At 45.4% G+C, this 26,615-nt stretch carries 28 protein-coding genes; 24 read left to right on the plus strand and 4 right to left on the minus strand.

Annotated features, from left to right (window positions below; all coding sequences use genetic code 11):
* Nucleotides 1-19 precede the first annotated feature (19 nt).
* From AB4Z45_RS18505 to AB4Z45_RS18515, 3 genes are all read left to right on the plus strand, one after another.
* The gene (locus tag AB4Z45_RS18505; RefSeq protein WP_441910728.1) at nucleotides 20-2,758 is read left to right on the plus strand and encodes an alpha-mannosidase; all 2,739 of its coding nucleotides are present in this window, start codon (nucleotides 20-22) and stop codon (nucleotides 2,756-2,758) included.
* Nucleotides 2,759-3,011: 253 nt separating this feature from the next.
* Entirely contained in the window at nucleotides 3,012-3,251 is a 240-nt protein-coding gene (locus AB4Z45_RS18510) for a YolD-like family protein (protein WP_076269718.1), read from the plus strand.
* 267 nt (nucleotides 3,252-3,518) lie between these two features.
* On the plus strand, nucleotides 3,519-4,751 hold the full coding sequence (locus AB4Z45_RS18515) for an aminopeptidase (RefSeq protein ID WP_441910730.1): 1,233 nt from the start codon (nucleotides 3,519-3,521) through the stop codon (nucleotides 4,749-4,751).
* 393 nt (nucleotides 4,752-5,144) lie between these two features.
* On the opposite strand, the gene AB4Z45_RS18520 is transcribed toward AB4Z45_RS18515, so the two are convergent.
* Nucleotides 5,145-5,555 (minus strand): ImmA/IrrE family metallo-endopeptidase, encoded by a 411-nt coding sequence (locus AB4Z45_RS18520; protein WP_054026730.1) that lies wholly within the window; start codon nucleotides 5,553-5,555, stop codon nucleotides 5,145-5,147.
* 8 nt (nucleotides 5,556-5,563) lie between these two features.
* Nucleotides 5,564-5,989, minus strand: coding sequence for a helix-turn-helix domain-containing protein (locus AB4Z45_RS18525; RefSeq protein ID WP_076269721.1), 426 nt, complete (start codon nucleotides 5,987-5,989; stop codon nucleotides 5,564-5,566).
* A gap of 255 nt (nucleotides 5,990-6,244) precedes the next feature.
* Between AB4Z45_RS18525 and AB4Z45_RS18530 the strand changes: the two genes are divergently transcribed.
* The 20 genes from AB4Z45_RS18530 (at nucleotide 6,245) to AB4Z45_RS18625 (ending at nucleotide 22,336) form a co-directional block, all read left to right on the plus strand.
* Nucleotides 6,245-6,865, plus strand: a complete 621-nt coding sequence (locus AB4Z45_RS18530) for an ECF-type sigma factor (RefSeq protein ID WP_339207323.1) — start codon at nucleotides 6,245-6,247, stop codon at nucleotides 6,863-6,865.
* Between the two features lie 178 nt (nucleotides 6,866-7,043).
* Nucleotides 7,044-7,232 (plus strand): hypothetical protein, encoded by a 189-nt coding sequence (locus tag AB4Z45_RS18535; RefSeq protein ID WP_441910732.1) that lies wholly within the window; start codon nucleotides 7,044-7,046, stop codon nucleotides 7,230-7,232.
* A 3-nt stretch (nucleotides 7,233-7,235) separates the two neighbouring features.
* Nucleotides 7,236-8,552 carry a phage tail sheath family protein gene (locus tag AB4Z45_RS18540; RefSeq protein ID WP_441910733.1) on the plus strand — a complete coding sequence of 439 codons (1,317 nt, stop codon included), beginning with the start codon at nucleotides 7,236-7,238 and terminating at the stop codon, nucleotides 8,550-8,552.
* Between the two features lies 1 nt (nucleotide 8,553).
* The gene (locus AB4Z45_RS18545) at nucleotides 8,554-9,012 is read left to right on the plus strand and encodes a phage tail tube protein (protein ID WP_076269725.1); all 459 of its coding nucleotides are present in this window, start codon (nucleotides 8,554-8,556) and stop codon (nucleotides 9,010-9,012) included.
* Nucleotides 9,013-9,044: 32 nt separating this feature from the next.
* Nucleotides 9,045-9,467: a phage tail assembly chaperone gene (locus AB4Z45_RS18550; RefSeq protein ID WP_339207329.1), complete on the plus strand. Its 423-nt coding sequence runs from the start codon at nucleotides 9,045-9,047 to the stop codon at nucleotides 9,465-9,467.
* Nucleotides 9,468-9,696: 229 nt separating this feature from the next.
* Nucleotides 9,697-11,841 (plus strand): hypothetical protein, encoded by a 2,145-nt coding sequence (locus AB4Z45_RS18555; protein ID WP_441910735.1) that lies wholly within the window; start codon nucleotides 9,697-9,699, stop codon nucleotides 11,839-11,841.
* Nucleotides 11,838-12,503 carry a LysM peptidoglycan-binding domain-containing protein gene (locus AB4Z45_RS18560; protein ID WP_441910737.1) on the plus strand — a complete coding sequence of 222 codons (666 nt, stop codon included), beginning with the start codon at nucleotides 11,838-11,840 and terminating at the stop codon, nucleotides 12,501-12,503. The genes AB4Z45_RS18555 and AB4Z45_RS18560 overlap by 4 nt, the downstream gene beginning before the upstream one ends.
* Nucleotides 12,504-12,507: 4 nt before the next feature.
* Nucleotides 12,508-13,476, plus strand: coding sequence for an XkdQ/YqbQ family protein (locus AB4Z45_RS18565; protein ID WP_441910738.1), 969 nt, complete (start codon nucleotides 12,508-12,510; stop codon nucleotides 13,474-13,476).
* Complete coding sequence (locus AB4Z45_RS18570) at nucleotides 13,476-13,778, plus strand: DUF2577 domain-containing protein (RefSeq protein ID WP_441910740.1); 303 nt, start codon at nucleotides 13,476-13,478, stop codon at nucleotides 13,776-13,778. Before AB4Z45_RS18565 ends, AB4Z45_RS18570 begins: the two co-directional genes overlap by 1 nt.
* A complete protein-coding gene (locus AB4Z45_RS18575; RefSeq protein ID WP_441910742.1) occupies nucleotides 13,775-14,176 on the plus strand; it encodes a DUF2634 domain-containing protein in 402 nt (133 codons plus the stop codon). The genes AB4Z45_RS18570 and AB4Z45_RS18575 overlap by 4 nt, the downstream gene beginning before the upstream one ends.
* Nucleotides 14,169-15,206, plus strand: a complete 1,038-nt coding sequence (locus AB4Z45_RS18580) for a baseplate J/gp47 family protein (RefSeq protein WP_441910744.1) — start codon at nucleotides 14,169-14,171, stop codon at nucleotides 15,204-15,206. The genes AB4Z45_RS18575 and AB4Z45_RS18580 overlap by 8 nt, the downstream gene beginning before the upstream one ends.
* A 3-nt stretch (nucleotides 15,207-15,209) precedes the next feature.
* Entirely contained in the window at nucleotides 15,210-15,623 is a 414-nt protein-coding gene (locus tag AB4Z45_RS18585; RefSeq protein WP_441910746.1) for a phosphoglucomutase, read from the plus strand.
* Entirely contained in the window at nucleotides 15,624-16,646 is a 1,023-nt protein-coding gene (locus AB4Z45_RS18590; RefSeq protein ID WP_441910747.1) for a DUF2793 domain-containing protein, read from the plus strand. It abuts the gene before it with no gap.
* Between the two features lie 12 nt (nucleotides 16,647-16,658).
* Nucleotides 16,659-17,153, plus strand: a complete 495-nt coding sequence (locus AB4Z45_RS18595) for a tail fiber protein (RefSeq protein ID WP_441910749.1) — start codon at nucleotides 16,659-16,661, stop codon at nucleotides 17,151-17,153.
* A 3-nt stretch (nucleotides 17,154-17,156) separates the two neighbouring features.
* Entirely contained in the window at nucleotides 17,157-17,774 is a 618-nt protein-coding gene (locus tag AB4Z45_RS18600) for a putative phage tail protein (RefSeq protein WP_441910751.1), read from the plus strand.
* A gap of 4 nt (nucleotides 17,775-17,778) precedes the next feature.
* Nucleotides 17,779-19,938: a WD40 repeat domain-containing protein gene (locus AB4Z45_RS18605; RefSeq protein ID WP_441910753.1), complete on the plus strand. Its 2,160-nt coding sequence runs from the start codon at nucleotides 17,779-17,781 to the stop codon at nucleotides 19,936-19,938.
* Nucleotides 19,939-19,950: 12 nt separating this feature from the next.
* A complete protein-coding gene (locus AB4Z45_RS18610) occupies nucleotides 19,951-20,244 on the plus strand; it encodes a hypothetical protein (protein WP_441910755.1) in 294 nt (97 codons plus the stop codon).
* A gap of 815 nt (nucleotides 20,245-21,059) precedes the next feature.
* Complete coding sequence (locus AB4Z45_RS18615) at nucleotides 21,060-21,374, plus strand: hypothetical protein (protein ID WP_441910757.1); 315 nt, start codon at nucleotides 21,060-21,062, stop codon at nucleotides 21,372-21,374.
* Nucleotide 21,375: 1 nt separating this feature from the next.
* Nucleotides 21,376-21,657: a phage holin family protein gene (locus tag AB4Z45_RS18620; RefSeq protein WP_441910758.1), complete on the plus strand. Its 282-nt coding sequence runs from the start codon at nucleotides 21,376-21,378 to the stop codon at nucleotides 21,655-21,657.
* Nucleotides 21,638-22,336, plus strand: a complete 699-nt coding sequence (locus AB4Z45_RS18625; protein WP_441910759.1) for a peptidoglycan recognition protein family protein — start codon at nucleotides 21,638-21,640, stop codon at nucleotides 22,334-22,336. The genes AB4Z45_RS18620 and AB4Z45_RS18625 overlap by 20 nt, the downstream gene beginning before the upstream one ends.
* Before the next feature lie 40 nt (nucleotides 22,337-22,376).
* Here AB4Z45_RS18625 and AB4Z45_RS18630 read toward each other — a convergent pair whose 3' ends face one another.
* Nucleotides 22,377-22,754, minus strand: a complete 378-nt coding sequence (locus tag AB4Z45_RS18630) for a PH domain-containing protein (RefSeq protein ID WP_076269741.1) — start codon at nucleotides 22,752-22,754, stop codon at nucleotides 22,377-22,379.
* A 181-nt stretch (nucleotides 22,755-22,935) separates the two neighbouring features.
* Here AB4Z45_RS18630 and AB4Z45_RS18635 point away from each other — a divergent pair, with 181 nt between their 5' ends.
* Entirely contained in the window at nucleotides 22,936-23,094 is a 159-nt protein-coding gene (locus AB4Z45_RS18635; protein ID WP_441910761.1) for a sporulation protein YjcZ, read from the plus strand.
* Between the two features lie 138 nt (nucleotides 23,095-23,232).
* Here the strand turns inward: AB4Z45_RS18635 and AB4Z45_RS18640 are convergent, their stop codons facing one another.
* Entirely contained in the window at nucleotides 23,233-26,478 is a 3,246-nt protein-coding gene (locus tag AB4Z45_RS18640) for a LamG-like jellyroll fold domain-containing protein (protein WP_441910762.1), read from the minus strand.
* Nucleotides 26,479-26,615 lie beyond the last annotated feature (137 nt).

Genomic DNA, 26,615 nt, shown 5'->3' on the forward strand with positions numbered 1-26,615 from the left:
AAGAAGAGGTGTTCTAGTGATGAAAGACAAACGAACAGCCCATATCATCTCGCATACCCACTGGGATCGGGAATGGTATTTGCCATATGAGAAGCACCATGTATTGCTAGTAAAATTGATGGATACGCTGCTTCATACACTTGATACGGATCCGGACTTCAAAAGCTTTTATTTGGATGGTCAAACGATCATTTTGGAAGATTATTTGCAGGTTCGCCCCGAGAATCGTGAGCACCTAGAACGTTATATTAAAGAAGGCCGTATTCCGATCGGGCCTTGGTATATTTTGCAGGATGCCTTCCTGACGAGCAGTGAAGCGAATCTTCGCAACTTGCAAATCGGGCATCAGGATGCGAGCCGTTATGGAACGATTGCCAAAGTAGGATATTTTCCAGACACGTTCGGGAATATCGGTCAAGCTCCGCAAATTTTGCGTCAAGCCGGTATCGATAATGCGGTATTTGGCAGGGGCGTGAAGCCAACGGGCTTTAACAATACAGTAGCAGATTCCGATTATGAATCTTCCTTCTCGGAGCTGATTTGGGAAGGGCCAGACGGTTCGCAAGTGCTGGGCGTATTGTTCGCCAACTGGTACTGCAACGGCATGGAAGTGCCTGCAGACGAAGCAAGCGCCAAGGAATATTGGGAGCGCAAGCTGGCTGAGGCAGAGAAGTATGCTGCTACAGGCCAATTGCTGTTCATGAACGGATGCGACCATCAGCCAATTCAGCAGGATCTGTCTGCTGCGCTGAAAACAGCAAGAGAGCTTTTCCCTGACACAGAATTCATTCATTCGAATTTCCAAGATTATTTGGCGTCGGTGAATGCTTCGCTTACACGCGAGCTGTCTGTCGTGAAAGGCGAGCTTCGCAGCCAACGAACAGACGGCTGGTCAACGCTCGTGAATACGGCTTCCGCACGGGTTTACTTGAAGCAAATGAATCAGCTTGGTCAAGCCATGCTGGAGAAGGTAGCGGAGCCGCTTGCTGCGCTTGCTTATTCACTTGGCCACGAATACCCGCATCACTTGTTTACTTACGCTTGGAAAACACTGATGCAGAACCATCCGCATGACAGCATTTGCGGCTGCAGCGTGGACGAGGTTCACCGTGAGATGGTGACTCGCTTCGATAAGAGCCGTCATATTGCGGAAGCGATTATTGACGATAGCAAAGTGATAATTGCCAATGCGGTTGACACTTCCATATTTGAACAATATGGCGAAGATGCACTGCCGTTTGTTGTGTACAATACAACGGGCTGGGATCGCAGCGGAGTAGTAGTGGTTGAGCTGGACATCGCTCGCATTTACTTCCGTGATGGTTTGTCGCTGGATGAGATGAACAAGAAAATGTATGCTGTCGATGTAACGGGCAGAACGCTTGTTGATCGAAACGGTGAAGCCATTGCGCATACAGCTTCTGACATGGGACTTCAATTCGGTTATGATCTGCCAGATGACAAGTTCCGTCAGCCATATATGAGCCGCAAAGTGAAGCTGACATTCGAAGCAGAGGAAGTTGCTGCGCTAGGCTTGGCAGCTTATGGTTATGTTCGAAATGCGAAAGCAGAATTGCAGCCATCACAATCGCTGGTTGCTGGCGAGCATGCGCTTGAGAATGAATGGCTTCGAATTGATATCGCGCAGGACGGATCGTTTAACTTGACCGATAAACGCAGCGGTCAAATCTATCGCGAGCTTGGCGTGTATGAGAATACAGGCGATATCGGCAACGAATATATGTATAAGCAGCCAACCGGAGAGCAAACTTTGACTACAAAGGGTATGCCTGCAAGCATTCGTCTAATCGAGAATTCTGATTACCGTGCGGCATTCGAAATCGTTCATGAATGGGCAGTTCCTGCGTCAGCAGAACCATACTTCGAGGTTGAGAAGCAAGAGGCTGTTTATTTCCCTGAGCGGAAGTCACAGCGTACGGAAGCGACAGTTCCGCTTACGATTCGGACTGAAATTGCAATAAGCCGCAAAGGCGAAGGGGTGGAATGGAAATCCTCCTTCAACAACCAAGCGAAGGATCACCGGGTTCGCGTATTATTCCCAACGGATCTAGAAACGGCTGTTCATCAAGCTGATTCCATCTTCGAGGTTGCAACGCGTGATAACGAGCCGGCAGCAGAGTGGATCAATCCTAGCAACGCACAGCATCAACAAGCGTTTGTCGATGTGAGCGGTGATAAAGCTGGTTTGACGGTTGCCAACCTTGGCCTGAATGAATACGAAGTATTGCGCGATGGACGCAATACCATTGCGATTACATTGCTTCGTGCAGTTGCTGAGCTTGGCGATTGGGGCGTATTCCCTACACCAGAAGCACAATGCTTGGGTGAGCAAAGCTTCAGCTTGACGATCCTTCCGCATAACGGCGACGGAGTTGCATCCGGCGCATACGCAGCGGCATATCAGTTCCAAGTGCCGTGGACGGTTAGTCAGACAGGCGTCCATGCCGGCAAGCTTGCTCCAAACGGCGCTTTATTCGCTTGGGACGGCAGTGGGCTAGCATTCTCCTCTATGAAGGTGAATGAGCAATCTGGCGATTTCATGCTTAGATGGTATAATATGAAGCCTTCTGAAACGGCGCTTAAGCTGTCAGAAGCAGCAGCTGTATCACTTGAACAAGCTTATAAAAGTAACGTGCTTGAGCATGAAGTCGAAAATCTTGCTGCAGATGGACAATCGCTGCTTGAAGTATCGGTTGGTCCTTGTGAGATTTTGACCATTGGAATTAAGCATTCATAAAATAGGAACGAAGCCCTCTGTTATGGACTGCCATACGGAGGGCTTCTTTTTATTTAAGGGAGAGGCTCAGGCTATGATCTCGCATTCCAATAATTGTTGCTGAAACTCTCGCAATATCGCTAACAGAGACAGTTGCGGCATGCTATAATAGATATATTCGCGTAACTTAGATCGATAGGAACAGGGTCTCCTCGAGCGGAGGGACCCTTTTTTATTGAAAATACGGGTACATACCTAGCAGGAGGGGAACAAGTTGGCAAAAGGACCAAAAAGGCCTACTAGAGATGAATTTGAGCTGGAAGAGCTGGGCGAGCGGCTGGTTGAAGCAAAGCAAGAAGGCACAGAGCTGCTTCTTACGATATGGGCAGCAGAGCAAGTAAGAGGCGTCATTACGGTGCTCGATTCAAGAACAAAAAAGGTTCATGTGGAATACATGGGCAGCGTAACAAAGGTTCCTTTCATGGATATTATGAAGGTGGAAAGCCCTTATTAATGTCATAAACGGGCAGCAATAACATATGAGTTTTCTATAAAGGGCTTCCCTCGTTCATTTTCATTCGTTGAACGGTGGGAGGCTCTTTTTTATAAACAGTTATAACTTGTTCTGCTGAGATTAGGATATACAGATTATAACCAGTTTCATCGAATTAATCGTTTTGCTTGCACAGCATCATTTGAGCAATTTATCTTGGCGGATTATAATAGAAGAAGGTTATCGCTTGAGAAAAAATGAACTGATTATGAAGGAGGATTTACATACATGTATCCAACACCAAAGCAATTAGAAAATTACGCAGAGCTGGTCGTTAAGGTTGGCGTCAACGTGCAGCAGGGACAAACGGTTGTTGTCATGGCACCTATTACAGCAGCTCCACTCGTACGGCTTATTGCATCTGAGGCTTATAAGGCAGGCGCAAAAAATGTCCATGTGGAATATAACGATGAGGAGCTTTCCCGCATCAAATACAAGCAGGCTCCTGAAGAGGCTTTCTCGGAGTATCCGATGTGGCGTGCCAAAGCTTGGGAAGAGTTTGTGGAAAATGGCGCAGCGTTCATCACCATCTACTCTCCGAACCCGGACTTGCTTAACGATGTAGATGCGAAGCGCGTTGCGACTGCATCAAAAACAGCTTCAACTGCGCTTAGCGGCTATCGCGGTTCACTAATGAATCATACGAATGCTTGGTCGCTAGTATCCTATGCTACTCCTGAGTGGGCAGCTAAAGTATTCCCGAATCTTACGCAAGAAGAAGCGGTGCAGAAGCTTTGGGAACGCATTGTTGATGCTACCCGGATTGGCCTTCAAGATCCTGTTCAAGCATGGAAAGCGCATAATGCCAAGCTGCTTCAGATGGTTGAGCTGCTGAATAGCAAGCGCTACAAACAGCTTCAATATGAAGCGCCAGGAACGGATTTGACGATAGACCTGCCGGATGGACATATTTGGCTAGGCGGCTCCAAAGCAAATGCAAAGGGCGTTTATTTCAATCCAAATATGCCAACGGAAGAAGTATTCACCATGCCAAATAAGGATGGTGTGAACGGAACCGTTCGCAGCACCAAGCCTTTGAATTACAACGGTCAAGTCATTAATGGCTTCAGTTTGACCTTTAAAGATGGCAAGGTAGTAGATCATTCCGCTGAGCAGGGATATGAGGCGCTCACTAATTTGCTGAACACGGATGAAGGGGCAAGACAGCTCGGTGAAGTAGCGCTTGTGCCGCATGATTCACCGATTTCGAACTCCAATGTCACGTTTTTCAATACACTGTATGATGAGAACGCGTCCTGTCATCTTGCGCTGGGTCAAGCGTACCCCGTCAATATCCAAGGCGGTACAAAAATGTCAGCTGAGGAGCTTCTTGCTCATGGCGCAAACAGAAGCCTTACGCATGAAGACTTCATGATCGGATCGGCTGATATGAATATTGACGGTGTGACGCAGGATGGCACTCGCGAGCCTATCTTCCGCAACGGAAATTGGGCGATTTAACTAGACTGATTTCATGACGTCTATGTAAAAAACTGCGTGAAAGTCTAAGTAAAAATCTATGTAAAAAGGCTCCTATTCCGCAGCATTGGCTGTGGTATAGGAGCTTTTTGTGTATATTGGTGCAGCTGGGAGTTCGTATGTGATTTGTACTCGAAGTAAAGGGAAAAACTCCTGTTAAATAATCAGCTTTGCTCATTTAATGCCCGTTAACAGGAATTTCTCCAGCTAATTCAGCCAATCGCAAGTAATTACGGCTATATTCACGATATTAACAGGAGTATTTCCAGTTAAACGCGGTAAATACGCCAATTTCAGCTGGATTAGCGGGAGCTTTTCCTGTAAGTGTGAATTTGCACAGCAGCATCCTCATCGAACAATGCAGAATACAGCTAATTAAAAATAAAACTTCTGCATTTCCGCAGGCACGCCATTTCTTCGAAGCAGCTCTTCAAGCGTCTCGCTGGGAGCAGGAGAATCGCCTGCTGTCAGCAGCCTTACGGCAAACTTGCTGGCTTGTCGCTCATATTTTCCAACATTAAAAAACGATTGCTCATCCAGCCAAAAACGGTTGAAGCCAGGATGCAAGCGGTCATGCCCGAGCTCATGCGCGCATACGAAGCGGCGCCAATTATCCGGAAGCGAATCGTGAATGACAATAAACCGGCGGCGCAGTTTTTTGAAATAGAGACCACGCGTGCCTTCTCCGAGGTCGGCGTAACGGATATGAATGCCAAGGCCCTCAGCGATGATGAATGGATCGTTAGTCTTATATTTTCGAATGAGCTTCAAAATCATTTTATCCATAGCAACACCTACCCTTTGGCATCATCAGGAGCATCGTTAGTCGGCTCGGTCTTTTTTTTGTGCTTATTCATATGCTTAGCTTCCCAGAACAACCCTGTAAGCACATCCATGACGCGCTGACGATCGGTAGCACTAAGCGGCACGCCGTCAAACATAATTTCCCCGTCTTCCTCAAGCAGCTTTTTAAAGTCGCGCTTATCTTTATACGTTGCCCACTCAGGTATAGTTGCCGAGGCTGCATCGCGGCCAAGCAAATAATCGGTTGTTGTTAGTAAGATATCCGCCATTTTTTGCAAATCTTCACTTGTTGGTGTTACCCGATCATTCTCGATATGACCAAAGTTAGAGCGGCCCATCTCAAGCTTTGCGGCGACATCCTGCTGCGTTAATCCGCGCTCAACCCTCAGTTGTTTAATTCGTGCACCCAATGACATTATAAATACCCTCCGTTTTTGAATATTGGTATTTTAAATACTTGACGGTAATTAAAATACCAAATACAATGAGATTCATCAGACGAACACTTAAAGAAATGTATCAGCAGATCATTTTCGCTATTTTAACTACTTAAAAGTAAGTATATTTTTGATTGGGAGTATTGTCAATACCGGAGATATCGCTATATTTTTTTGTTGTGAATGGTATTTAAAATACTCAATATTCATTAAAACCTAGGGGAGGTTATTTGAATGAATGCAGAACAACAGGTGATTGATCAATTGCATGCATATAAACGGCTAAAAGCGAGAAAGAAACAGCTGGAGGGTACCTCGGTAGGACCAGGCATGCGTCTTAGCGCAGTGTCTGAGGATGATCATTTGCAGGAGCTTCATCGGCAGCTGCGCAAGCTGCCTTCCTATATGTACTTGGATGAGCAGGATCAGCGTATCGAAGCAGCGGCGCATGCGAATCTATCGAAATATCCTATTGGAACGAAAGCGCAGCTAAACGAAGTAAAGAAAAGCCGTGCAACAGCAAGTCCAGCGGATGAGAAGCTGCTGCGAGAGCTGGAGAAAAAGATTGAGAAGGTGCTTGAAGCGCGAGAAGGCTCCGGCGGCTTTGAAGGTTATATGGGCGTCATCGATAAAATAAGCGAGCTTCAGGATATAGAGAAGCAGCTGCAATCTATCGATCAAGCGCTTGAAGCGTTAGAAGCATATGCGCCCGATTACGCTCGGCTGCTGAAGCTTCGTTTTATAGAAGGAAAGCCTACAGAGTTTGTTGCTTCGGAGCTGGGGATCGTTGATCGCACATTCCGAAGATGGAAGCAAAAGGCGCTTCAAGAAGTTGTCCGCTTTCTGTCCGCCTAATGTCCGTTTTCGCTCAAATAACCGTGATATTATGATATTGTACCAAAGATCATAAACGGGGACGAGCGGTGGACGACACCGAGCGTCCCTTTTGTTTTATCCAGATGAGGAGGTGGCTCAGATGTGAGCGCGGGTGGGTGAAATGGTGCAAATCTTAAGAGGGCGGAGGCAGAACAAAATGAACAAAAGCAGATTGCAGGAAGCTGAGCTCGAACCAAGGTTCATCAAGGAGCAGCTAAAGTCGGCTAGACGGTATACGCCTTCCCAGAAGGATATACTATCCGCCGTGCTGTTGGAGCAAGAAACGTATACTCACGAACAAGCGTTATCGATGATAACAGCCTATTTGAAAAAGGAGGTCATGTAGAACATGGCAGGAGGAACTTATACATCACAAAATAAGGTGCGCCCCGGCGTTTACATTAACCTGGTTGGCGAGAAGAAAACGGTAGGCAGCATGGGAGAGCGCGGAACGGTGTCCGTACCGCTAAACCTTAACTGGGGGCAGTCGAAGGCTGTTATTGCGATCAACGCTGGCGATGATCTGCGAAGCTTGCTTGGTTATGATCTAAGTGCGCCTGAGCTATTGCTGGTACGCGAAGCATTTAAGAAAGCAAAAACACTGCTCTTATACCGACTAAACGAAGGAACAAAAGCGACGGCTGTCGCTGGCAGCCTAACGCTTACAGCTAAATTCGGCGGAGTTCGAGGCAATGACATCACCGTTGCGGTCAAACAAAATGTTGACGATGAAGCACGATTTGATGTCATCACTTTTGTTGCTAAAGAGGCAGTTGACTCACAAACAGCAGCGAATATCGCAGAGCTGAAATCGAATGCCTTTGTAAGCTTTGGCGGTACAGGAGCATTGACGTTAGCAGCAGGCGTTCCGCTTGTTGGCGGCTCCAATGGTACCGTAACGAATCAAGACCATACCGACTATTTGGCGCAAATTGAGCTGAAGGATTTTAATACCATTGCGCTAGTATCCGCCGACTTGTCCTTAAAATCGGTATATGCTACTTTTGCCCGCCGTCTGCGCGAGGAAGAAGGCCGCAAAATTCAGGTCGTGCTGGCGAATTATCCATCTGCTGATTCTGAAGGGGTCATCAGTGTCAAAAATGGCGTCAAGCTGCTGGATGGAACGGTTCTTGATGCACAGAAGGCAACGGTTTGGGTTGCTGCGGCAACTGCCGGAGCACCGATGAATAAATCGCTGACCTATGAAGCCTATGAGGAGGCTGCTGATGCGGACATTCGTTATACGAATTCGCAAACGGTGGAGGCGCTGCAAGCTGGTGAGTTTCTGTTCACGGTAAGCGGCGGCAGAGTCATTGTTGAGCAGGATATCAATACGTTTACTGGCTACTCACCAGAGAAAGGCAAAGCCTTCTCCAAAAACCGAGTTATTCGTGTGCTGGACGGTATTGCGAACGATTTTAAACATATTTTCGAGTCGTTTTATATTGGAAAAGTTGATAATAACGCAGATGGCAGAAGCCTGTTCCGCAACGAGTGCTTGAAATATTTGAACAATCTTCAGTTGCTCAATGCTATTCAAAACTTTGATGCCCAAGCCGATTTATCGGTTGCAGCTGGCGTCGATACGGACAGCATTATTATCGAGGCACATATCCAACCGGTTGATAGCGTAGAAAAAGTATATATGAAAGTGACGGTGAAGTAATATGGCATTTTTGAACGCAGGAGATACGATTTCGGGCCGCGAAGGACGGGCTTATACCATTATTAATGGTTTGCAGGAAGAGATGTTTTATATCAAGACGCTGGAGGCAAGCATTGAGAAGCAAAAGGCTGAGATCAAGACGCTTGGCCACCGCGGCTTGCAGCATAAAGCGACGGGATGGTCGGGTACAGGCACGATGACCATTTATTATGTAACGTCAAAATTCCGCCAGATGATGCTGGATTATGTGAATACCGGCGTGGATGCTTATTTTGATATTTCCATTATTAATGAAGATCCGTCCTCGGCTACGGGCAAGCAGACGGTTTTCCTTCATAAGGTGAATCTGAATAAGGTTATTATCGGTAAGCTGGATACGGAAAGCGAAGCTCTTGAAGAAGAGCTGGAATTCACTTTTGAAGGATTGGATATTGCAGAGCAATTCTCAGCTCTTTCTTAAGGCGAAATTAAATATGATGGAGGCAAGAGACAATGAGTGATTTAAGTGTATTTTTTGCACAAAATGCGGCTGTGGAGACAACGCAGCCGTTTATCGTATCGGATCGGTTTAAGGATGCAGAAGGGCAGGCTGTCGCTTGGGAGCTGCGCAGTATGACGGAAGCGGAGAACGAGGAGTGCCGCAAGTCATCTACCCGCAAGGTAAAGGGGAAAAATGGCGCATTCACTCCAGAAACCAATACAGACGAGTATTTGGCTAAGCTTGTCGTCAGCAGCATTCAATTCCCGAACCTAAAGGATGCAGATTTGCAAAAATCGTACGGCATCATCGGTGCGGAGAACCTTTTGCGCAAAATGCTTCTCCCTGGTGAATATGCCTCACTCGTACAACGAGTGCAGGAAATCAACGGCTTTAACCAAAGCCTAAACGATTTGGCAGATGAAGTAAAAAACTAATAAAAGAGGGCGACGGAGAAGCGAATTACGCTTATTACGCCCTCCACGAGCTTCGTATACTTCCGCATGAGCTCATGACCATGACTCGGCGGGAGAAAGCGGCGATCTATGCGATGATCGACGTTCGTATCGAGAACGAGAAGAAACAGCGCGCCAAAGCAAAACGAAAATAAGGACGGGCCGCGCTCCCATGAGGGAGCGCTTTTGCCCGTGTGAAGGGGGTGGAAGGATGGCGAGTAATTTAATGACCGTTAATAGCTCTATAAAAGTTATTAATAGCATGACCAATTACTTGAAGAAATCGTTGCTGACACTTAATAAATTCGACAAACAATTGAATAAAAGTGTTAACTCCACAAAAGCAATGAACAGAACTAGAGAGCAAGTATTAAAAGTGAATTCTGCTTTTACTAGCATGAACTCAATACTAACTAGCAATATAGATAGGTTTCAAGATCTTGAAAAACATCTAGATAGCTTATCTAATAAAATTCGTACAGTTATACAAATCCAAAGTGAACCTAAATCTAATACATTAGGAAGTGAAAAGCCAGCATTCATGAGTATGATGTTGGCTAGAATGTCTGCGATTGAAGGAAAAACGAATGATGCTTCTAAATTTTCTGCGACAGCTCCGTCTAGCCCACAAGTTTCAGCTGGAACAGGCAGTTCCTTGGCTAATGCTGGGAAAGATATACTCGGTAGACTAACAGGACAGTTGAATAGTTTATACGACAAACCTTTTAAAACGATCTTGCAAATGTCCATTGAGGGAGCATTAAATGAAGATGTGATCAAAAGCATTATGACTAAGCAAATGGGAAATGGTGCGGAAGTTGAAGCTCTTTTTGCAAGTATTAAAAGTAATGCTGTAAATTATGGCATGGATCAAGGAGGAGCAGTCCGAGGTGTAATGTCAATGAGATCTATGACTGAAAATCATGATCAGCTTGATAAATTATCTGAGCTATCGCTTCGTATGGCCGCACTTGATCCTGGAGGAAGAGGGACAGAATATGCTGCTAATGCCGTAAAATCAGCATATATGGGAGACACGAGTACATTAACAAAACAGTTTAATGTAAAACAATCCACCATTGATTCAATGGATTTAAAGACTTCAGCATCCCCAGAAAAAATGGATGGTTTCATCGCAGCATTTGATGAAATTCTAGAACAATCGGCAATGGGTGAAGAGGCAATTAATAGAATGCTTTCGAGTCCCGCTAAGCAAGCAGAAATATTAAGCCAAAATATTAACGCCGCATTCGCGGGTGCGGGAACAGGAGCAATAACTTTACTCGTTCCAATGTTACAGCAGTTAAATGCTGCATTTAAATCAGAAGGGTTTCTGATCTTCTTCGAGGCAGTGAGTATTGGATTGGCAGCACTTGCCCAAGGGTTGATTTTTGTCATGCAAATTGCTGGTGGTTTAGGGGATTTGTTAGTTGCTTCACTACCAGTTGTAGGTCCAATTGTGCTAGGGATAGTTGCAGCTTTTTGGGCGTATAATGCGGTACTTAAAGCAGTTTCTATTGCAACAGCTATTTATAGTGGATTAATGACGGCCTATAGATTCATAGTTATGGTAGCCACAGTAGTGCAGCTCGGATTATCAGCAGCTATGTGGGCTAATCCGATATCTGTAATTATTGGATTGGTCGTTGGTTTAATCGTTGCTTTCCTAGGCCTAATAGTAGCTTTAAAACCTGTTCGAGATTTTGTTGCAGATGTTTTTCGTACGCTAGGAGATGTGATGGCAAAAGCTGTTGGGTTTTATATCGATTTATGGACAGGTTTTATTAACGGGTTCATTGAGATAATCAACCTATTTTTAGAAGGTGTTGATCAGGTTGTTGGCACTATCGGAAAATTTGTTGGGATTGAAGTAGGTGTCAAACTACAACTTGACAGTGTAGACAGCAGCAAGTTTAAGGCGGGTATTCAGGATGGTATTAAAAACACTTTTAATGCAGTAGGAGATTTTACAGAAAACTTTGATGTGGATTTTATTAAGAAATCCGTTGGTCTAGATAATTTAACGAAAATGGCTGGGGACAAAGATAAAATGACCGCATCTAAGGACTCTACAGCGTTTACGATTCCTAATGTTGGGTCTGCTTCGAACATCGACCGAGTCGGCGAAGTTGGAAAAATCAACGATTCTGTCGAGATTTCCAGCGAGGATTTGAAGACGATGCGGGAGCTTGCGGAGATGAAGAACATTCAGAACTTCGTGTCGCTGCAGCCTACGGTCAGCGTGCAAACTGGTGATATTAACAATGGCTATGATATTGATACGATTATCGGGCGTATCGAGCGTTCATTGAACGATGAAATTGCCTCATCTGCGGAAGGGGTGTACAACAGATGATTTCAAATGCGCATTATGATTATGAAATCTGGCTTAGCTACAATGATCAAAAGCAGGGCTTCCAGCTCCCGGTCAATCCTCCAGACATTAAAATTAATGATGGTGCTGGGGGCAAGACCTACGAGGTATCCGGTTTAGGCGAAATCAATCTCATTCAAAGCTCGAAGCTCACGACGATCTCCTTTGAAAGCTTTTTCCCAAAGACGAACTATCCGTTTGTCGTCAGCAAAACATGGTTAGACCCTGCTTTTTATGTCATGGTTATCCTCGATTGGATGGAGAAAAAGTGGCCGATCCGTTTTGTTTATACCGGGGCAACCTTCGATATTAATTTGCCGATGAGCATTGAAAAATTCGAATGGAAGGAAGCGGCGGGCTCTGGGGATATCGAGTACAGTATTTCACTGAAAGAATTTGCTTTTTATGGTGCCAGGCCCGTAGTGTTTAAAAAGGGAGAAGCAAGCGTGAAGCCTAACTCACGGCCATCGGATAAGCAAGCTCCAAGCACCTATAAGCTGGTTGCAGGGGATACGCTTATTAAGGTAGCTCGCGTTCAGCTTCACAAAGAAGAGCGTTGGCGGGAAATTCAGAAGCTGAACGGCATTAAGGATGCACAACTCAAAAAGCTGCCCATCGGGATGACGCTAAAGCTGCCGAGGTGATCATATGCTGGAAATATTAATTGATAACCGCAATGGTAAAGTGTGGAATATTACGAGTCTTGTTCCTTCGCTCACCTACAAGACGAAACGAATTGGAGCGGCGTCTAGTCTGGATATGACGGTGCTTAAAGGAAGTCCATTTCAAAGTGCTTCATTTGAGGTGAACAATGGCGATGTCATTCGTGTCCGCAAAGATAATATTAATGTATTTTACGGATATGTATTTGAAGTGAATACCGGTATGGATGAGAGAATCTCGATAAAAGCCTATGATCAGATTCGCTATTTATTAAGCAATTATTTTTATAAATTTCAAGGGGTTACCGCCTCTCAAATCGTGAAGAAAATTGCCGATGATTTTGGCTTGGAGACAGGCGTGCTCGTGGATACCAAGTACAAAATTCCATCCATGCTGGAGGATAATAAAAAGCTGCTTGATATTATTTGTAAGGCACTTGATCTAACACTCATTCATTCAGGCGGAAATTTTATACTTTTGGATGATTTCGGAAAGCTTTCCTTGCGCAATGTGGAGGAGATGAAGGTTGATTTTGTCATTGGCGATTACAGCCTTATGTTTGATTATGGAATGAAGCGATCAATTGACGGTGACACATACAATCAAATTATGATTTATAAGGATAACAAAGATATAGGCGTACGTGAATATCACGTAGAGAAGGATAGCGCATCAATTGCGAAATGGGGACGGCTTTTGCTCTATCAGCAGGCGGATGAGAAAATGAATGAGGCACAAATAATAGAACAGCTTAGCCAACTGATGATGCTGAAAAACCGTGAGCAAAAGAGCATCAGTATTGATGCCATTGGTGATTTGCGAGTTAGAGCGGGATGTTATGTACCCGTAGTGATTGATGAGCTCGGCATTCACCAATATTTTCTCGTAGATGAATGCTCGCATAAATTCGAAGGAGATTCGCATACGATGAAGCTGGAATTGAGGGTGATTTAATGGCATTATTGGAGTCGATCAAGAAAGCGGGAGCCGCAGCCTACGCTGCAGGGAATCCGCTAGCCGTCATGGTAGGAAAAGTCATTCAAATCAATCCTCTGGAAGTAAACGTCGATCAACGTTTTACTTTATCAGAGGATTTTTTAATTATACCGGAAAGCCTCGTTAAGTATGAAACTCAGCTGAAAACATCTGAAAAGCTGGTCATCCGCACAGGCTTGGAAGCGGGAGATGCGGTGTTAATGCTCCGCGTACAAGGCGGTCAACAATTTGTAGTACTCGATAAGGTGGCTAAGCCATGATTCCACAGGGAGCAAATGTTGCGGAGGTAACGACGGTAGAGGAGCTCGAAACGAGCGAGACCTATAAGCTTGATTTAGCAAGCAAACGGATCGTAGGCAGGACTGACGGGTTAGAAGCGGTAAAGCAGGCTGTATTCAAAATATTGCAAACGGAGCGATACCGCTATTTTTGCTACAGCACCAATTATGGTACCGAGCTGGAGAGCTTGCTTGGAGGATCGCCATCTTATGTTCAATCAGAGCTAAAGCGCAGCATTCAAGAGGCGCTTTTGCAAGATGAGCGGGTGAGTGATGTCATTGATTTTCAGTACGACGTTAAAGATGAAGCTATCGTTGTCCAGTTTACTGTCGTAACGGAGTTTGGAAGCTTCGGAGAGGAGGTAAGCCAAAATGTATGAAAACATGACCTTTAGCTATTTGCTCCAGCGAATGCTGGATCGTGTACAAGGTAATGTAGATAAGCGGGAAGGCAGCATTATTTATGATGCGCTGGCACCGGCGGCTGCAGAGCTTTCTGAGCTTTATGCTAAGCTGGACGTCAATATTGATTTAGCTTTTGCAGATACATCGAGCGGGGAATATTTGTCTAGGCGTACAGCTGATTTTGGCGTCAATAGGCAAGCGGCTACGAGAGCGAAGCGGCTCGGTAAATTTTATGGCTCCAGCGGAGCGGCAATGGACGTGCCGATTGGAAGCCGTTTTTCGGCAGAATCGGTTAATTACATCGTAAGAGAGAGATTGAAAGTGGGCTCTTTTGTTCTCGAAAGTGAAACAGAGGGAGCAGCTGGTAATCAGCAGTTTGGCGATATGCTGCCTATCGATTATATTAGCTCGCTTGCTCGTGCAGAGCTAGTCGATGTGCTGGTACCAGGTGAGGACGAGGAGTCGGATACACAGCTGCGCAGCCGCTTTTTTGCCGAGGTTCAAAATCCGGGGACGAGCGGCAATGTATCAGATTATATGAGATGGGCGCTGTCGGTTCCCGGTGTTGGCGGAGCAAGAGTGATGCCCTTATGGGATGGTCCGGGGACCGTGAAGGTTGTTATCGTCAATTCGGATAAGCAGCCAGCGAGCGAGGTGCTGCAGCATGCGGTGCTTGATTATATTAATGAGAACAGGCCGATCGGTGCAGAGGTTTCAATCGTTTCGGCTTTGAGTGTGCCCATTGGCATCAATGCTAAGGTTACACTTGCAGCAGGATATACGATTCAGCTTGTGAGCACGGCTTTTGCTAAAGCACTCACTGTCTATTTAGATGAAACGGCGTTTCGCATTAATTATGTGAGTATCGCTAAGCTCGGTACTTTGCTTTTAGCTATACCGGGGGTCTTAGACTACGATCGACTTTTACTGAATGGCGGAAGCGCAAATATCGGACTTGAAATTGATGAAGTACCTATTGCGGGGCTTGTTGAATTGGAGGTGTAGCCTATGCGATATCCTGCGGAGGTAGATCAATTTACGGTGAAGCTGAACAAAAAGGAAGGTAGCGAGCTGTACGTTATAGAAGAGCAGCTTGCCGTTCTTGGAGGGCTATTTGAGGGAGACCTTGCACATGATGACATACGCAAGGACAGTATTCAGGTCTATACAGGACCCGGCCTATCGGGCGAGAAAATACACAATTATTTTCTGACTGTACCGGCTGAGACGCCTTGGAGGCTCCGAATTAAGCTTTTTGCGCAAGCTGAAGCCGTCTTTGTTACCTACGAGACGCCAGGCGATCGGGTGGAAGCAGCAGATATTAATGATTTGCAGGTGAGTATTTCTGCAACGCAATTAGAAGTAGAGAGATACAAGAAAAGCGGAAGTATCGATGGCGGATCATTTTTGAGGAGGAATTAAATGTCACAGACGATTCAGATCAAGCGTGGAACAAAAGCAGAGCTAACTGCATTCGGCGCTTTATTGGCTGGCGAAATGGGATTTTGCACAGATACGAAGGAAGTTTATGTCGGTGATGGGACAACAAATAGCATGGTAGGACGCGCGTTATCCGGCACAGAAGCAGCTAGACCAGCCGCAGCAGCCATGGGTAGGTTGTATTACGTGAGCAGCGGTACAAACAATGGATATTTGTATGCTGACGACGGTACCGCATGGAGAAGAATCAATGCGCAGAAGCTTACCGATTTGACGGGAACGCTGGATGACATTTCAGAAGGTGCAACCTATGCAAAGGTGCTAAAAGCTAACGTAACCAGCGGCAATGTAAATAAGGTGTCCGATGGAGTGAACGTGAAAACAGCTGCTGAGATTAAGACGCATCTGGACGATCCAACCAAGCACAGGCTTATTAATGATGCGGGCTTGGCTATCACCGATTTGTGGTCAGCGCAAAAGATTAGAAATGAAATTGAGCTTGCGAAGCATAATATCGAGCCGCAAGCTTCGGTTAAGGATAAGGACTTAGTGACCCCGCCAGCTTCACCTGTTTTAGCGGATCGTTATTTGATTCCTGCAGGCGCAACGGGCGTGTGGGCTTCGCAAGTTAACAAAATTGCCGAGTGGAACGGTACAGCTTGGGATTTATACACGCCGCAAGTAGGCTGGACATGCTACATCGATGATGAGCAGAAGATTTTTAGCTGGAATGGTACCGCATGGGTGCGAACTGGCGGCGCGCTTCAGACGATTACAGCTGGCAGCGGACTTACAGGCGGAGGGCAGGCCGATACCGTCACCCTTAGCGTTGGAGCGGGGAACGGGATTGCGGTGGCAGGTGCAGCAGTTAGCGCAAAAGCTGGCAAAGGCGTGCTCGTTAATGCGACAGGCATAGAAGCAAATATTGATGCAGACAGCATCGTTTATGATGCTGCGAACGGAAATCGCTTAAGGGTTGCCGTCATTGATGGCGGTACGTTCTAAGGAGGCGAGCAGATGCCAAGAAAAGTACTCATTCAATTGAGGCGAGGTTTGGAAACGAGCATTGGGCTGCTTGAAGTCGGTGAGTTAGGGTACTGCACAGATACCCAGAAGCTGTACATTGGTACAGCCGGCGGGAATATTGTGCTTGCTGCAGCGCAGGCGACGGGCGACATGCTCAAAAGTATTTACGATACGAACAACAACGGAAAGATCGATAGTGCGGAAGCAGCGGACAGCGCGCCTTGGGCTGGTATTAGCGGCAAACCTGTAAGTTTTGCCCCGGCTGCGCATGCTCACGCGGCTGCAGATATTACCTCGGGTACCGTTGCCGTGGACAGATTGCCTGCTGCGTCGGTAACAGCTGCTGGTGTTGTTCAATTAAACAATGCGGTTAACAGCACGAGTATTGTACAAGCGGCGACGGCCAATGCGGTGAAACTCGCTTATGATCTAGCCAGCGGAAAGCTTGGACCGGGAGTAACCTGGAATCAGCTAAAGGGGGTGTAGGTATTGTCCTATAGTCTAGCTTTATTTGGCGAACAGACGTATGGGGAAGATAGGGACGACGGGGAGGAGATTCTCCATACGGAAATAGATCTCATGAAATATTTGCCTTCCTATTATTATGAAATCGTAGAAATGCTAGCTATTCAATCTAAGCTTGGCGGCGAACTAGGGGAGCAGGCTGAGACGATTGAAACGGCATTTGACCAATATTTTGTACATTCGGCTACGTGGGGACTGACGCGATGGGAAAATGTGCTTGGATTGAAAAGCGACTCCTCTTTGCCGGATGCTCGACGACGCGAGAGTATTTTAGCCAAGCTGCGCGGAGCTGGTACGACGACTAAAGTTAAAATTATCCAAACAGCTATTGCTTTCTCTGGCGGTGAGGTGAATGTAGTTGAATATCCGGCAGAGAGCCGTTTCGAGGTCGTATTTGTCGGGACGAAGGGGATTCCGCCCAATATGGCTGGCTTTATCCAAATGCTAGAGGATATTAAGCCGGCTCATTTAGCTTTTGCATTGAAATACACCTATACAGTGTGGAATCAGATAGGAACGATGACATGGAATCAAGCGCGAAGCAAGACATGGAGTGAATTAAGAGTTTACGAGGGAGTGTGAAAATATGCAAACGACAGGGAATTTAGGATTGAAAAAACCGGAAGGAACTGATGTTGTCGATATTGCGGATTTAAATGGGAATGCGGATATATTGGATACTGCGGTTAGTAACAAGGTAGATAAAGTGGCTGGAAAGCAGCTATCTACAGAGGACTATACGACAGCGGAGAAAACGAAGCTGGCAGGCGTTGCTGCTGGGGCGAATGCTTATGTGCATCCGGCTAATCATCCTGCATCCGTTATTATTCAGGATGCGAGCAATCGATTTGTGACTGACGCTGAGAAAACGGCTTGGAATGCTAAGGCAAGTACGGCTGTAGCTACTACTTCCACAGCTGGTCTTCAGTCTGCGGCAGATAAGGTGAAGCTGGATGGGATTGCAGCTGGGGCGAATAACTATACGCATCCATCGACGCATGCTGCGTCTATGATTACAGTCGCAGATGCGGGTAATATTTTTACTGCAACAAACGTCGAAGGTGCATTGAGTGAGCTTTTTATATCTGCCAGTAATGGGAAAACGGCGGTTGCAGCTGCTGTTACTGGCATGGGCCAAGCGGCAACAGGTTCCGACACTCACGCTCAACTAGCTGCTAAGATTAGCGCAATCAGTACTGACGCTAATGCCCCTGTCGCCGAAGTGCTACTAGGGAAAACGTACTATCAAGGTGGCACTAAGAAAACAGGTACTATGCCAAACCGTGCCATGTCTGTTATGAACGGGGGGTATACGACTGCCCTTTCAGTTAAAGCGGACGCTGGGGGTAATCTTGTTATGGAGACGCCCACAGGCTACTATACAGCAGGTGTGAATGCTAATGGTTATGGTTCCGTTATTGCAAATGATCCCGATTTTATAGCTGCTAATATCAAAGCTGGCGTAAATGTGTTTGGAGTTAATGGCACATATACCGAAGCATCGAACGGTCAATATGCAAAGACAGTTCTAGCCGGAGAGAATATATCGGTTAATGATCCTATCTATTCAAGAGCCAATTTCCCAATGCAGTATAACAGGCCGGGGAATTACACAGCTAATAAGCCGGAATGTCATTCCGATATATCCAGTGATGGAAACTTTCTCGCAATGTGTACAGGTTATACAGATGGCCCGACTTATGTATGGACAGACGTCATCAACGGGACTTTCACTCCATGTACTATAAACGATATGTTGGTGGGAGCGTTAAGGGTTTCTTTTTCTCCTAATGCAAACTATATGTTCTTGAGTGGCTATTACGCGCCGTTTGGTGCTTGGTACAAGAGAACAGGAAACACGTTTAATAAGTTAGCAAATCCGGCCTCATGGCTTCTTGGATCGGCTACAGGAGCGTCATGGTCGCCTGATGGTAACTGTTTAGCAGTTACGTATGAATCAGCTATTCCATACCTTCATGTTTTCAGGAGGTTTGGAGATGTACTGGTTAAGTTGGCGGATCTACCGAGTCTACCCACTAGCACAGCAGGAAGCGCCTCACCTCCTGTATGGTCGCCTAATGGTAAGATGTTGGTTACTGGTTTGGATAATAACGTAATGTATCTATACTATAGGCCGAATATGGACAGCGACGCATTCTCGTATAGGCCTAGTCCGTTTTACGGGTCGTATGCTCGCGCGTTTGCGTTTTCGCCTGATAACGGGTTTATAATCATGCTAGGAAACAATAGTTCCCCGCGGCAAATGGCGAATATAGATGCTAACGGAAACATGTATCGCTTTCCTGATGATCAAGTTGTATTAGACGGAAGTTTCTACCAGTGGTATATATGGGATGCTGAGTTTTCCCCTGATGGAAATTATCTTTACGTTCTTGGTTCAATGGGGAATGGAGCTCAAGGTGGGTTGCTTGTTTATAAGAGAACAGGAGCGTCGACATTCATTCAGACGAACCTATCGAAGTTTCAAGGCAAGTTTGATGGATCTAACACAAACGGAAACTCAGGGATCGCTATCAGTAAGTTGCTCCCTGATGGCAGTCACATAATCGCACCGTGGCATAGTGCCAATTTCTCAACTCAAACTACTTTTTTAGTTCATAAAGTAGGCGATTGGGCATGGCGTTCCTCCGGAGGGAATTGGGCTGGTGTAGCGACTTTAATGGGCAAGGCTCAACAAAACATCGGACAAGGCACCACAGGTACAGCAGTTATTACACATAATTAGGAGGGAAATATAATGGCTAGTAAGACACATTATTTTAAGTTGGACGAGGATAGCATCATTCGGGATTACATCGAATATGAACATGAGGGCTACGTGCCATATACACATGATGGTGAACTGCCGTTCAGCGTAAACGGTGGTTGGTATAAGCTTCTAAATGGGAAGATCGTAGCTGTTCCTGAGTTGAAGCCTTTAAGCGAGAATGAATACAAGGCAGAGATCAATTCTATAAAAGAGACAATCCCTATGCAAAACTCCCGAATCGCGGATATAGAGCTAGCTTTAGCTGAACTATTTACATTGTAGCAGTTCCCCATTGGGATCTGTTTTTTTATTGAGAAAGGAGGTGTGGAATTATGGCAATGTCTTCATATAAGATTCGTATAATCGCAAACGCCTGTATAACTCGATATGACAGCGCTGAGGGTACAATGATCGACATTATTACTAATTACAATTTAGCCAAGGAGGATCGTGTTCTTGTAATCTCTGAGGTAATAGCAAAGCTCCCAAATATCCAAGTATAGAAAAATATAAGGAATCAGTCGCAAAAGAAAATAACGAAGACGCGGGTTTCCAAAGCTAGAGTACAAGCTGTATATTTTGATCTAACTGATGTGCCAGAGGGGGCGATAGATGCGTAATACGTAAATCTACATTATATTCCTATACCAATACACTACGGCAACACGTTAACCGGAGTACTATGGTATGAATATGAAGACCGGGAACCAACACGAGAAGAAGAGTTCGAAATCATAAAGACACAACTAGCTGGTAAAGAAGCTCGTTTAGCAGATATTGAATTAGCATTAGCTGAATTGTTTACAAAAGCGTAAAAGCCCCTCACAGGGGCTTTTGATTTTTAATGGAGAGGTGAAAATCTTGGCAATGCCATCTGATAAGATTCGTATAATCGCAAACGCTTGTGTGACTCGATATGACAGCACTGAGGGTGCAATAATCGACATTATTACTAATTACAATTTATCCCAGGAAGATCGCGTTCTTGTGATCGCTGAGGTAATCGCAAAGTGCCCAAATATCCAAGTATAGAAAAATATAAGGAATCGGTCGCAAAAGAAAATAACGAGGACGCGGGAACGTCATAGGGGGTATTTATGGAGCAATCATCTATAATAATGCTGCTATCAGCATTGGGAGTTATAAGTGGGATAACTATTGGCTGGTTGGGCAGAAACCGAACAGCTAGACAAGATGTAAAAGCAGAGGCTGGCGAGGACGCAATTTTGCGAACGGATGTAAAGTACATCATGCGTGGCGTAGATGAGGTTAGGTTGGAGCAACGAGCGCAAGGCAAACGATTTGATATGCTATCAGAGCGCGTAACGAGGGTGGAAGAGTCGGCCAAACAAGCCCATAACAGGATTGATCGACTTGATAGTAGTACAATCAAAATTAAAAAGGGTGTTTAATATGGAATGGAGAACTATTTTTCAATTGATCGATCCAAAATTATTAATTGTTGTTGCTGCTTGTTGGGTGCTTGGTTATTCTCTTAAGCAAACGCCTCACGTGCCAAACTGGAGTATTGTATACATCGTTACTGGTGCTGCTGTAGGGCTTACGGTATGGTTGATTGGTTGGGGGGCTGAAGCTATTATTCAAGGCTTATTAGCTGGAGCATTTGCGGTGTTTGGTCATCAAATCGTCAAACAGACCTTAGTTAGGGTTGAAAATGATGATCCAAACCAATAAATATACAATCGACCACATACCCCCATCCACCCCCAACAATCGCCGCCCAGGCCATTTGCTTCTGCCGCAATCTATTACCATTCACAACACAGGCAACCCTACCAGCTCAGCGAGAAATGAAAGGGCGTGGCTCACGAACCCGACTAATAATCGCACCGCATCCTATCATCTTGTTGTGGACGAGTTTGAGGTTATTGAGTGTTTACCGCTGAATGAGAATGCGTGGCATGCGGGCGACGGGAGCGGCGCTGCAAGCGGGAATCGAACATCGATAAGCATTGAGATTTGCGAGAGTGGAGACTATGAAAAAACACTATCCAATACTTGTGAATTAGCAGCAAAGCTGCTCAAGCAGTACGGCTGGGGAATCGATCGCCTGCGTCGCCATTACGATTGGAGCGGGAAAATTTGCCCAAGATTGATGTACGATAATGGCAAGTGGACAGGATGGGACCATTTCAAACAGAAGGTACTGGAGAAAATGAAACTGCCAACCGACAATCGAAAATCAGATCTGAATCTATCAGAAGCAGAACAAAAGCTTTTAATTAACACCCTCGGACAATTTACGGAGCAAAAGCTTCTACAGGACACCAAATGGAGGGAGAAAGCGGAGCAAGGTACGTTAACGCTCTCGGAGCTGGCATGGCTGAATACAATGATACTCTCGCGAAAATAAATGAACCCCGCCGACCTCTAAGGTCTGCGGGGTTCATCATTTATTTTAAGACATATTCAGCCAAAACCTTCTGTAGATCGTAGATGTTCAGGTTTTTGTTAAATGTTTTTTGGATGGGCGCGACGCTGCCTGATATCCAAATCTTCAGCTCGGCATCCAGATCATAGTTTCCGGCTGTTTCGATGCTGAAATGAGTAATGCTTTTGTAAGGATAGGAATGGAAATCGATCTTTTTGCCGGTTATTCCTTGTTTATCAATGATGATGAGACGTTTGTTCGTAAAAATAAACATGTCGCGAATTAGCTTGTACGCTCTTTCTACATTCTCCGATCTACTGAGCAAGTTGCCAAATTCTCTTTGCGCCTCGTCAGGATTGACTTCAGAGGCGTTCCCCATTAATGCGTCCAAAAAGCCCATTTTAACACCATCCCTCTAATTCCATATGTACCTATAAAAAAGTTTCCTTCGTTTACTTTATGCACAGACAAGCAATAATAGATGGCCTTTTTAGGCATCTGCTCATTTCCTGCAAAAGCCCATACACTTTTGCCCCAGAATCATAGGATACTGTGTAAGTCAACAAAAAGGAGATGAACAAATGAGCTATGGAGTAGCAGGTGCTAATGTAGGTCCTGGAAACTGCGCACCTTACCCAGTTGCAGGAGTAGGCGTAGGCTGCGGCGGCGGATTCTCAAGTATTGGATTTATTCTTGTCCTTTTTATCCTTCTTGTCATCATTTCTCGTTCTTGGCTGTAAGCAATAATTTAGCCAAAGCGTAAACGCAAGGCTTTCCAAACGCTTTCTAACTAAATGAAAGTATAATAACATCCCCATAGGCCTGAGCCATGGGGATGTTATAGTTTATCATATGGGACAAGTTGCTAATGATACTTATTATTCTACAATGGAGCGAGCGACGAGAATAAGATCTAATAGATCGATGACACCGTCTTTGTTAACGTCAGCTTGTTTTATTTGTTCCCAATCCGCTGCTCCTTCGCGTTTGCCGTAATGAATAACGATGAGGGCCAAATCCGAAATGCTGACTTTGCCGTCTTGGTTTTGATCGGCAGGGTTTGTCGTTTCTTTTGGCGTTACTTGGATATTCAAGGTGAATGGAGCAGCATTAACTTCAGTTTCGCCGTTTGAAATTAAGATCGAATCCGCAGTCACTTTACCTGTAGTAACCGTTTGTATTTCTTTTGCTTTAAAAGTAAGCTCCACAACCTGTTTACTTCCGGTAACCGCGTTTTCTACCCCTTCGCTAGCAAGAATGAGTCGGATTTTGCCCTTCTCATCATGGATGGCATTCACAATTTGAACCCTTTCAAGAAGTGAACGGCTAGCTACATATTCAAATGCATTCGGGTCATAGTTAAATGAGATATCTTGTGCATAGACGTTGTCCGAAACATCATTCAAGCCTAGCTTAATCGTAAAGGTTGAACCGGATACGACAGACGTTTTTCCTTCCAATACAGCAGTTGGACCGGATGTTTCTGTCCCTTCTTCTTTAACGGAAGCGGTGAAGTTAGGCAATGACTCTTTTCCTTGTCCACTTGCGATCATCGCTTGATGAAGCACCGCTGATGCACCGTTATTTTGGGACTGCGTTACTAACCGTACAATAGGCTGATCCGGCGAGATGGCGGAATCTGCTGTGAGGACGATTCTTGTTTTTCCATTGGCACTTTCATTTCGTAATACGGTAATGCCAGCTTGAAGCGGCTTAATCGATTGGACAGTTAGATCGCCAGTCTCTAATTCGATATCCAAGGCTTTAGCATCTGTGTTCAGATGACTAACGGCGAGCTCATAACCTTTTAATTGTTTAGAAGTGGTGTCAACAATTTTGGTTAACTGAAGATTCGGAGCATCCGGTTTGTTCTGATCCTTCTGAGGGACGAACATGCCGTCAATCGTCTTGGAATCGCCAATCGGCGAATCGACCTCCAGTGCAGCTAATATCGTTGCAGCGATATCCTTCGTTGTTCCTCCTTGCAAAAGCTTCTCCTTGCCTACATCCGTTGCAATTGTTCTTCCGTTTGCTGCGATAAATACCGTTTTGGCAAGCGGCGAATCTTGTCCATGGGCAGTAGCGCTGCCGAGCGTATGATCTGCGTTTTCTGTGCCGCCGCCATGATCGGCTGTCATTAGAATAAGCGTATCGTCCAGCAGGTTTTTGCTGTTTAACGAGTCATAAATCGTTTTTACAAGGTTATCTGTTTCCATAAGTTTTGCGTAATAATCCTTCGTATAGAAACCGAGCGAGTGTCCGACACCGTCCACATCATCCAATTGGAAGAAAATAAGGGATGCATCGTATGCTCTGCCGTCTGCCGCATATTTTGCAAAAGCATTTACGTTTGCTTTATCGCCCGCAGAATATCCTTCGGCACCAAGGGAAGGTTCAATATGTCCATTAATGATGTTGGACCAAGTTGTAAAGGCAGCAAGCTTAGTCTCCGGGAATTGTTCACGCAATTTTTTGAAGACGGACGGATAAGGCGATGTTTCACTATAGGTATTATTTGCGCTAATCGTATTGTCAATTTGATGCTTGCTGTAGTCCACACCATTTAACATGGCACCCCAGTTAGGAGATGAAACGGTAGGCAGCGTCGTTGTGACGGAGTAACTAGCAGCGCCTTTCTCGATGATGCCGCGCAGTGCAGGCAAATTTAGGCGGTCGCCTACCGTTTCCTTCACATAGCTTGGCGTTTCCCAGTATGGCGCATCCTTCGATACCGACATGCCGGCACCGTCAATGCCGATAACGACAACTCGTTTGTAAGGCATATATTTTACTTTATCAGCAATATTGGTTAGTTCTTGAACGGATTTCCCTTGAGCCAAGGCAACATCACCGATCGTAATATGACTGTCTTTGTTAATATCCTCAGATGCTTTTGTATTAATCTGAACAGTTTGCGCAGGCGTGTTCAACGATTCCTTCACATATTTATTACCGCCTACGAAAAATTCAGCAGAAGTCACTTGAATCGTGCCTTGTCCACTAACATCCTTCGCAAAAAAGTAAACATCGGACAGTGTAGATGACGCGAATTCTAAAGGGTTGGTTTTGTTATATACACTTCCAGCTGGGAGCTCCAGCTTAACGATGCCTGGTGTTGAAGTGTCTACTTTCGTTGCTTTCGTTGCACGTGAGAATGTGAATTTGCTGCTGTCATAGGCAATTTCTACGCTCGCGCCGTCGATCGCTGTTGTCATGGAAGGGGTGCGCAGGTCGAGCATCTGCCTAAATTCTGTGCCAGGAGCTGTGGCTGTTGCACCTACGAATTTCAGCGTGCCATTGAATTTATCGCTGACTACAATGGGGGGAGCACTATTGAAGATTTCTGTAACCTCTTCAGGGGTGATCGCACGATTCAAAATGAGAACCTCATCGAGCTGCGCTTCTAACGCTGCAGAATATTTGCCAGTGCCATCATTGCCGAGCATTGTGGAAAGGCCAGAATCGATCGTTCCTGTGCGGCCAGTAATGCTAATTGCGCTAGCGATATTATTGAATTTGGTCCCGTTCGAAGTAGAGACTGCAACAGGCACGCCATCTTTATAAAAATCTACGCGTCCAACGGTACGGTCATGCGAGATGACGATATGGTGCCAGCTCCCATTAGCGACGTTTGGAATATCAGCATCTATGCGTGTTCCGCCTGCCGTGTTGAAATTCCATCTTAATTTCTTATCGGAATGAAGAGAGAGGTTGTAGCCAACATTAGCTCCGCTGTTCCAGTCTTTATTGGATAAAATGGAAGGATCGGAATCTACGCCGGAGGACTTCACCCAGAAGGAGAAGCTGAAGCTTTTATCGACTCCGAATTGGAGCTGTGATGGCTTGCCTAGATTTACGTATTGTTTATTGGCGCTAGTTGAACTTAAAGAAAGGGCTTGTCCGATTCTTCCGGGAACGTAAGTAGGAGTGCCGACAATGTCAGCCGAGAGATTGTTTGTGGAACTATCAGCGGCATTGTTCTCAAAGCTGAATTTTGCATGAAGGTCGGCATTCACGACCGCTGCAAAAGCGGTTTGGCTGAGCGGAACAAATCCTCCTGATGCGGTAATTAATGTAACGGCAGCAAGCGTAGATACAAATGCTTTTTTTATCGTCTTATTCATGAATAATAACCTCCAATTTTTCGAATAGGTGTCTCGTGAAATCGATTAGGGGACAGTAGATTTACTTTTATGGCATAGGGGCCATAATCCAACATCCTTCCCACACATAGATTAAAAAAAAAACAAATAATGTCATT

The sequence above is a fragment of the Paenibacillus sp. MCAF9 genome, from assembly GCF_052114265.1.
In the GTDB taxonomy this organism is placed as follows: Bacteria; Bacillota; Bacilli; order Paenibacillales; family Paenibacillaceae; genus Pristimantibacillus.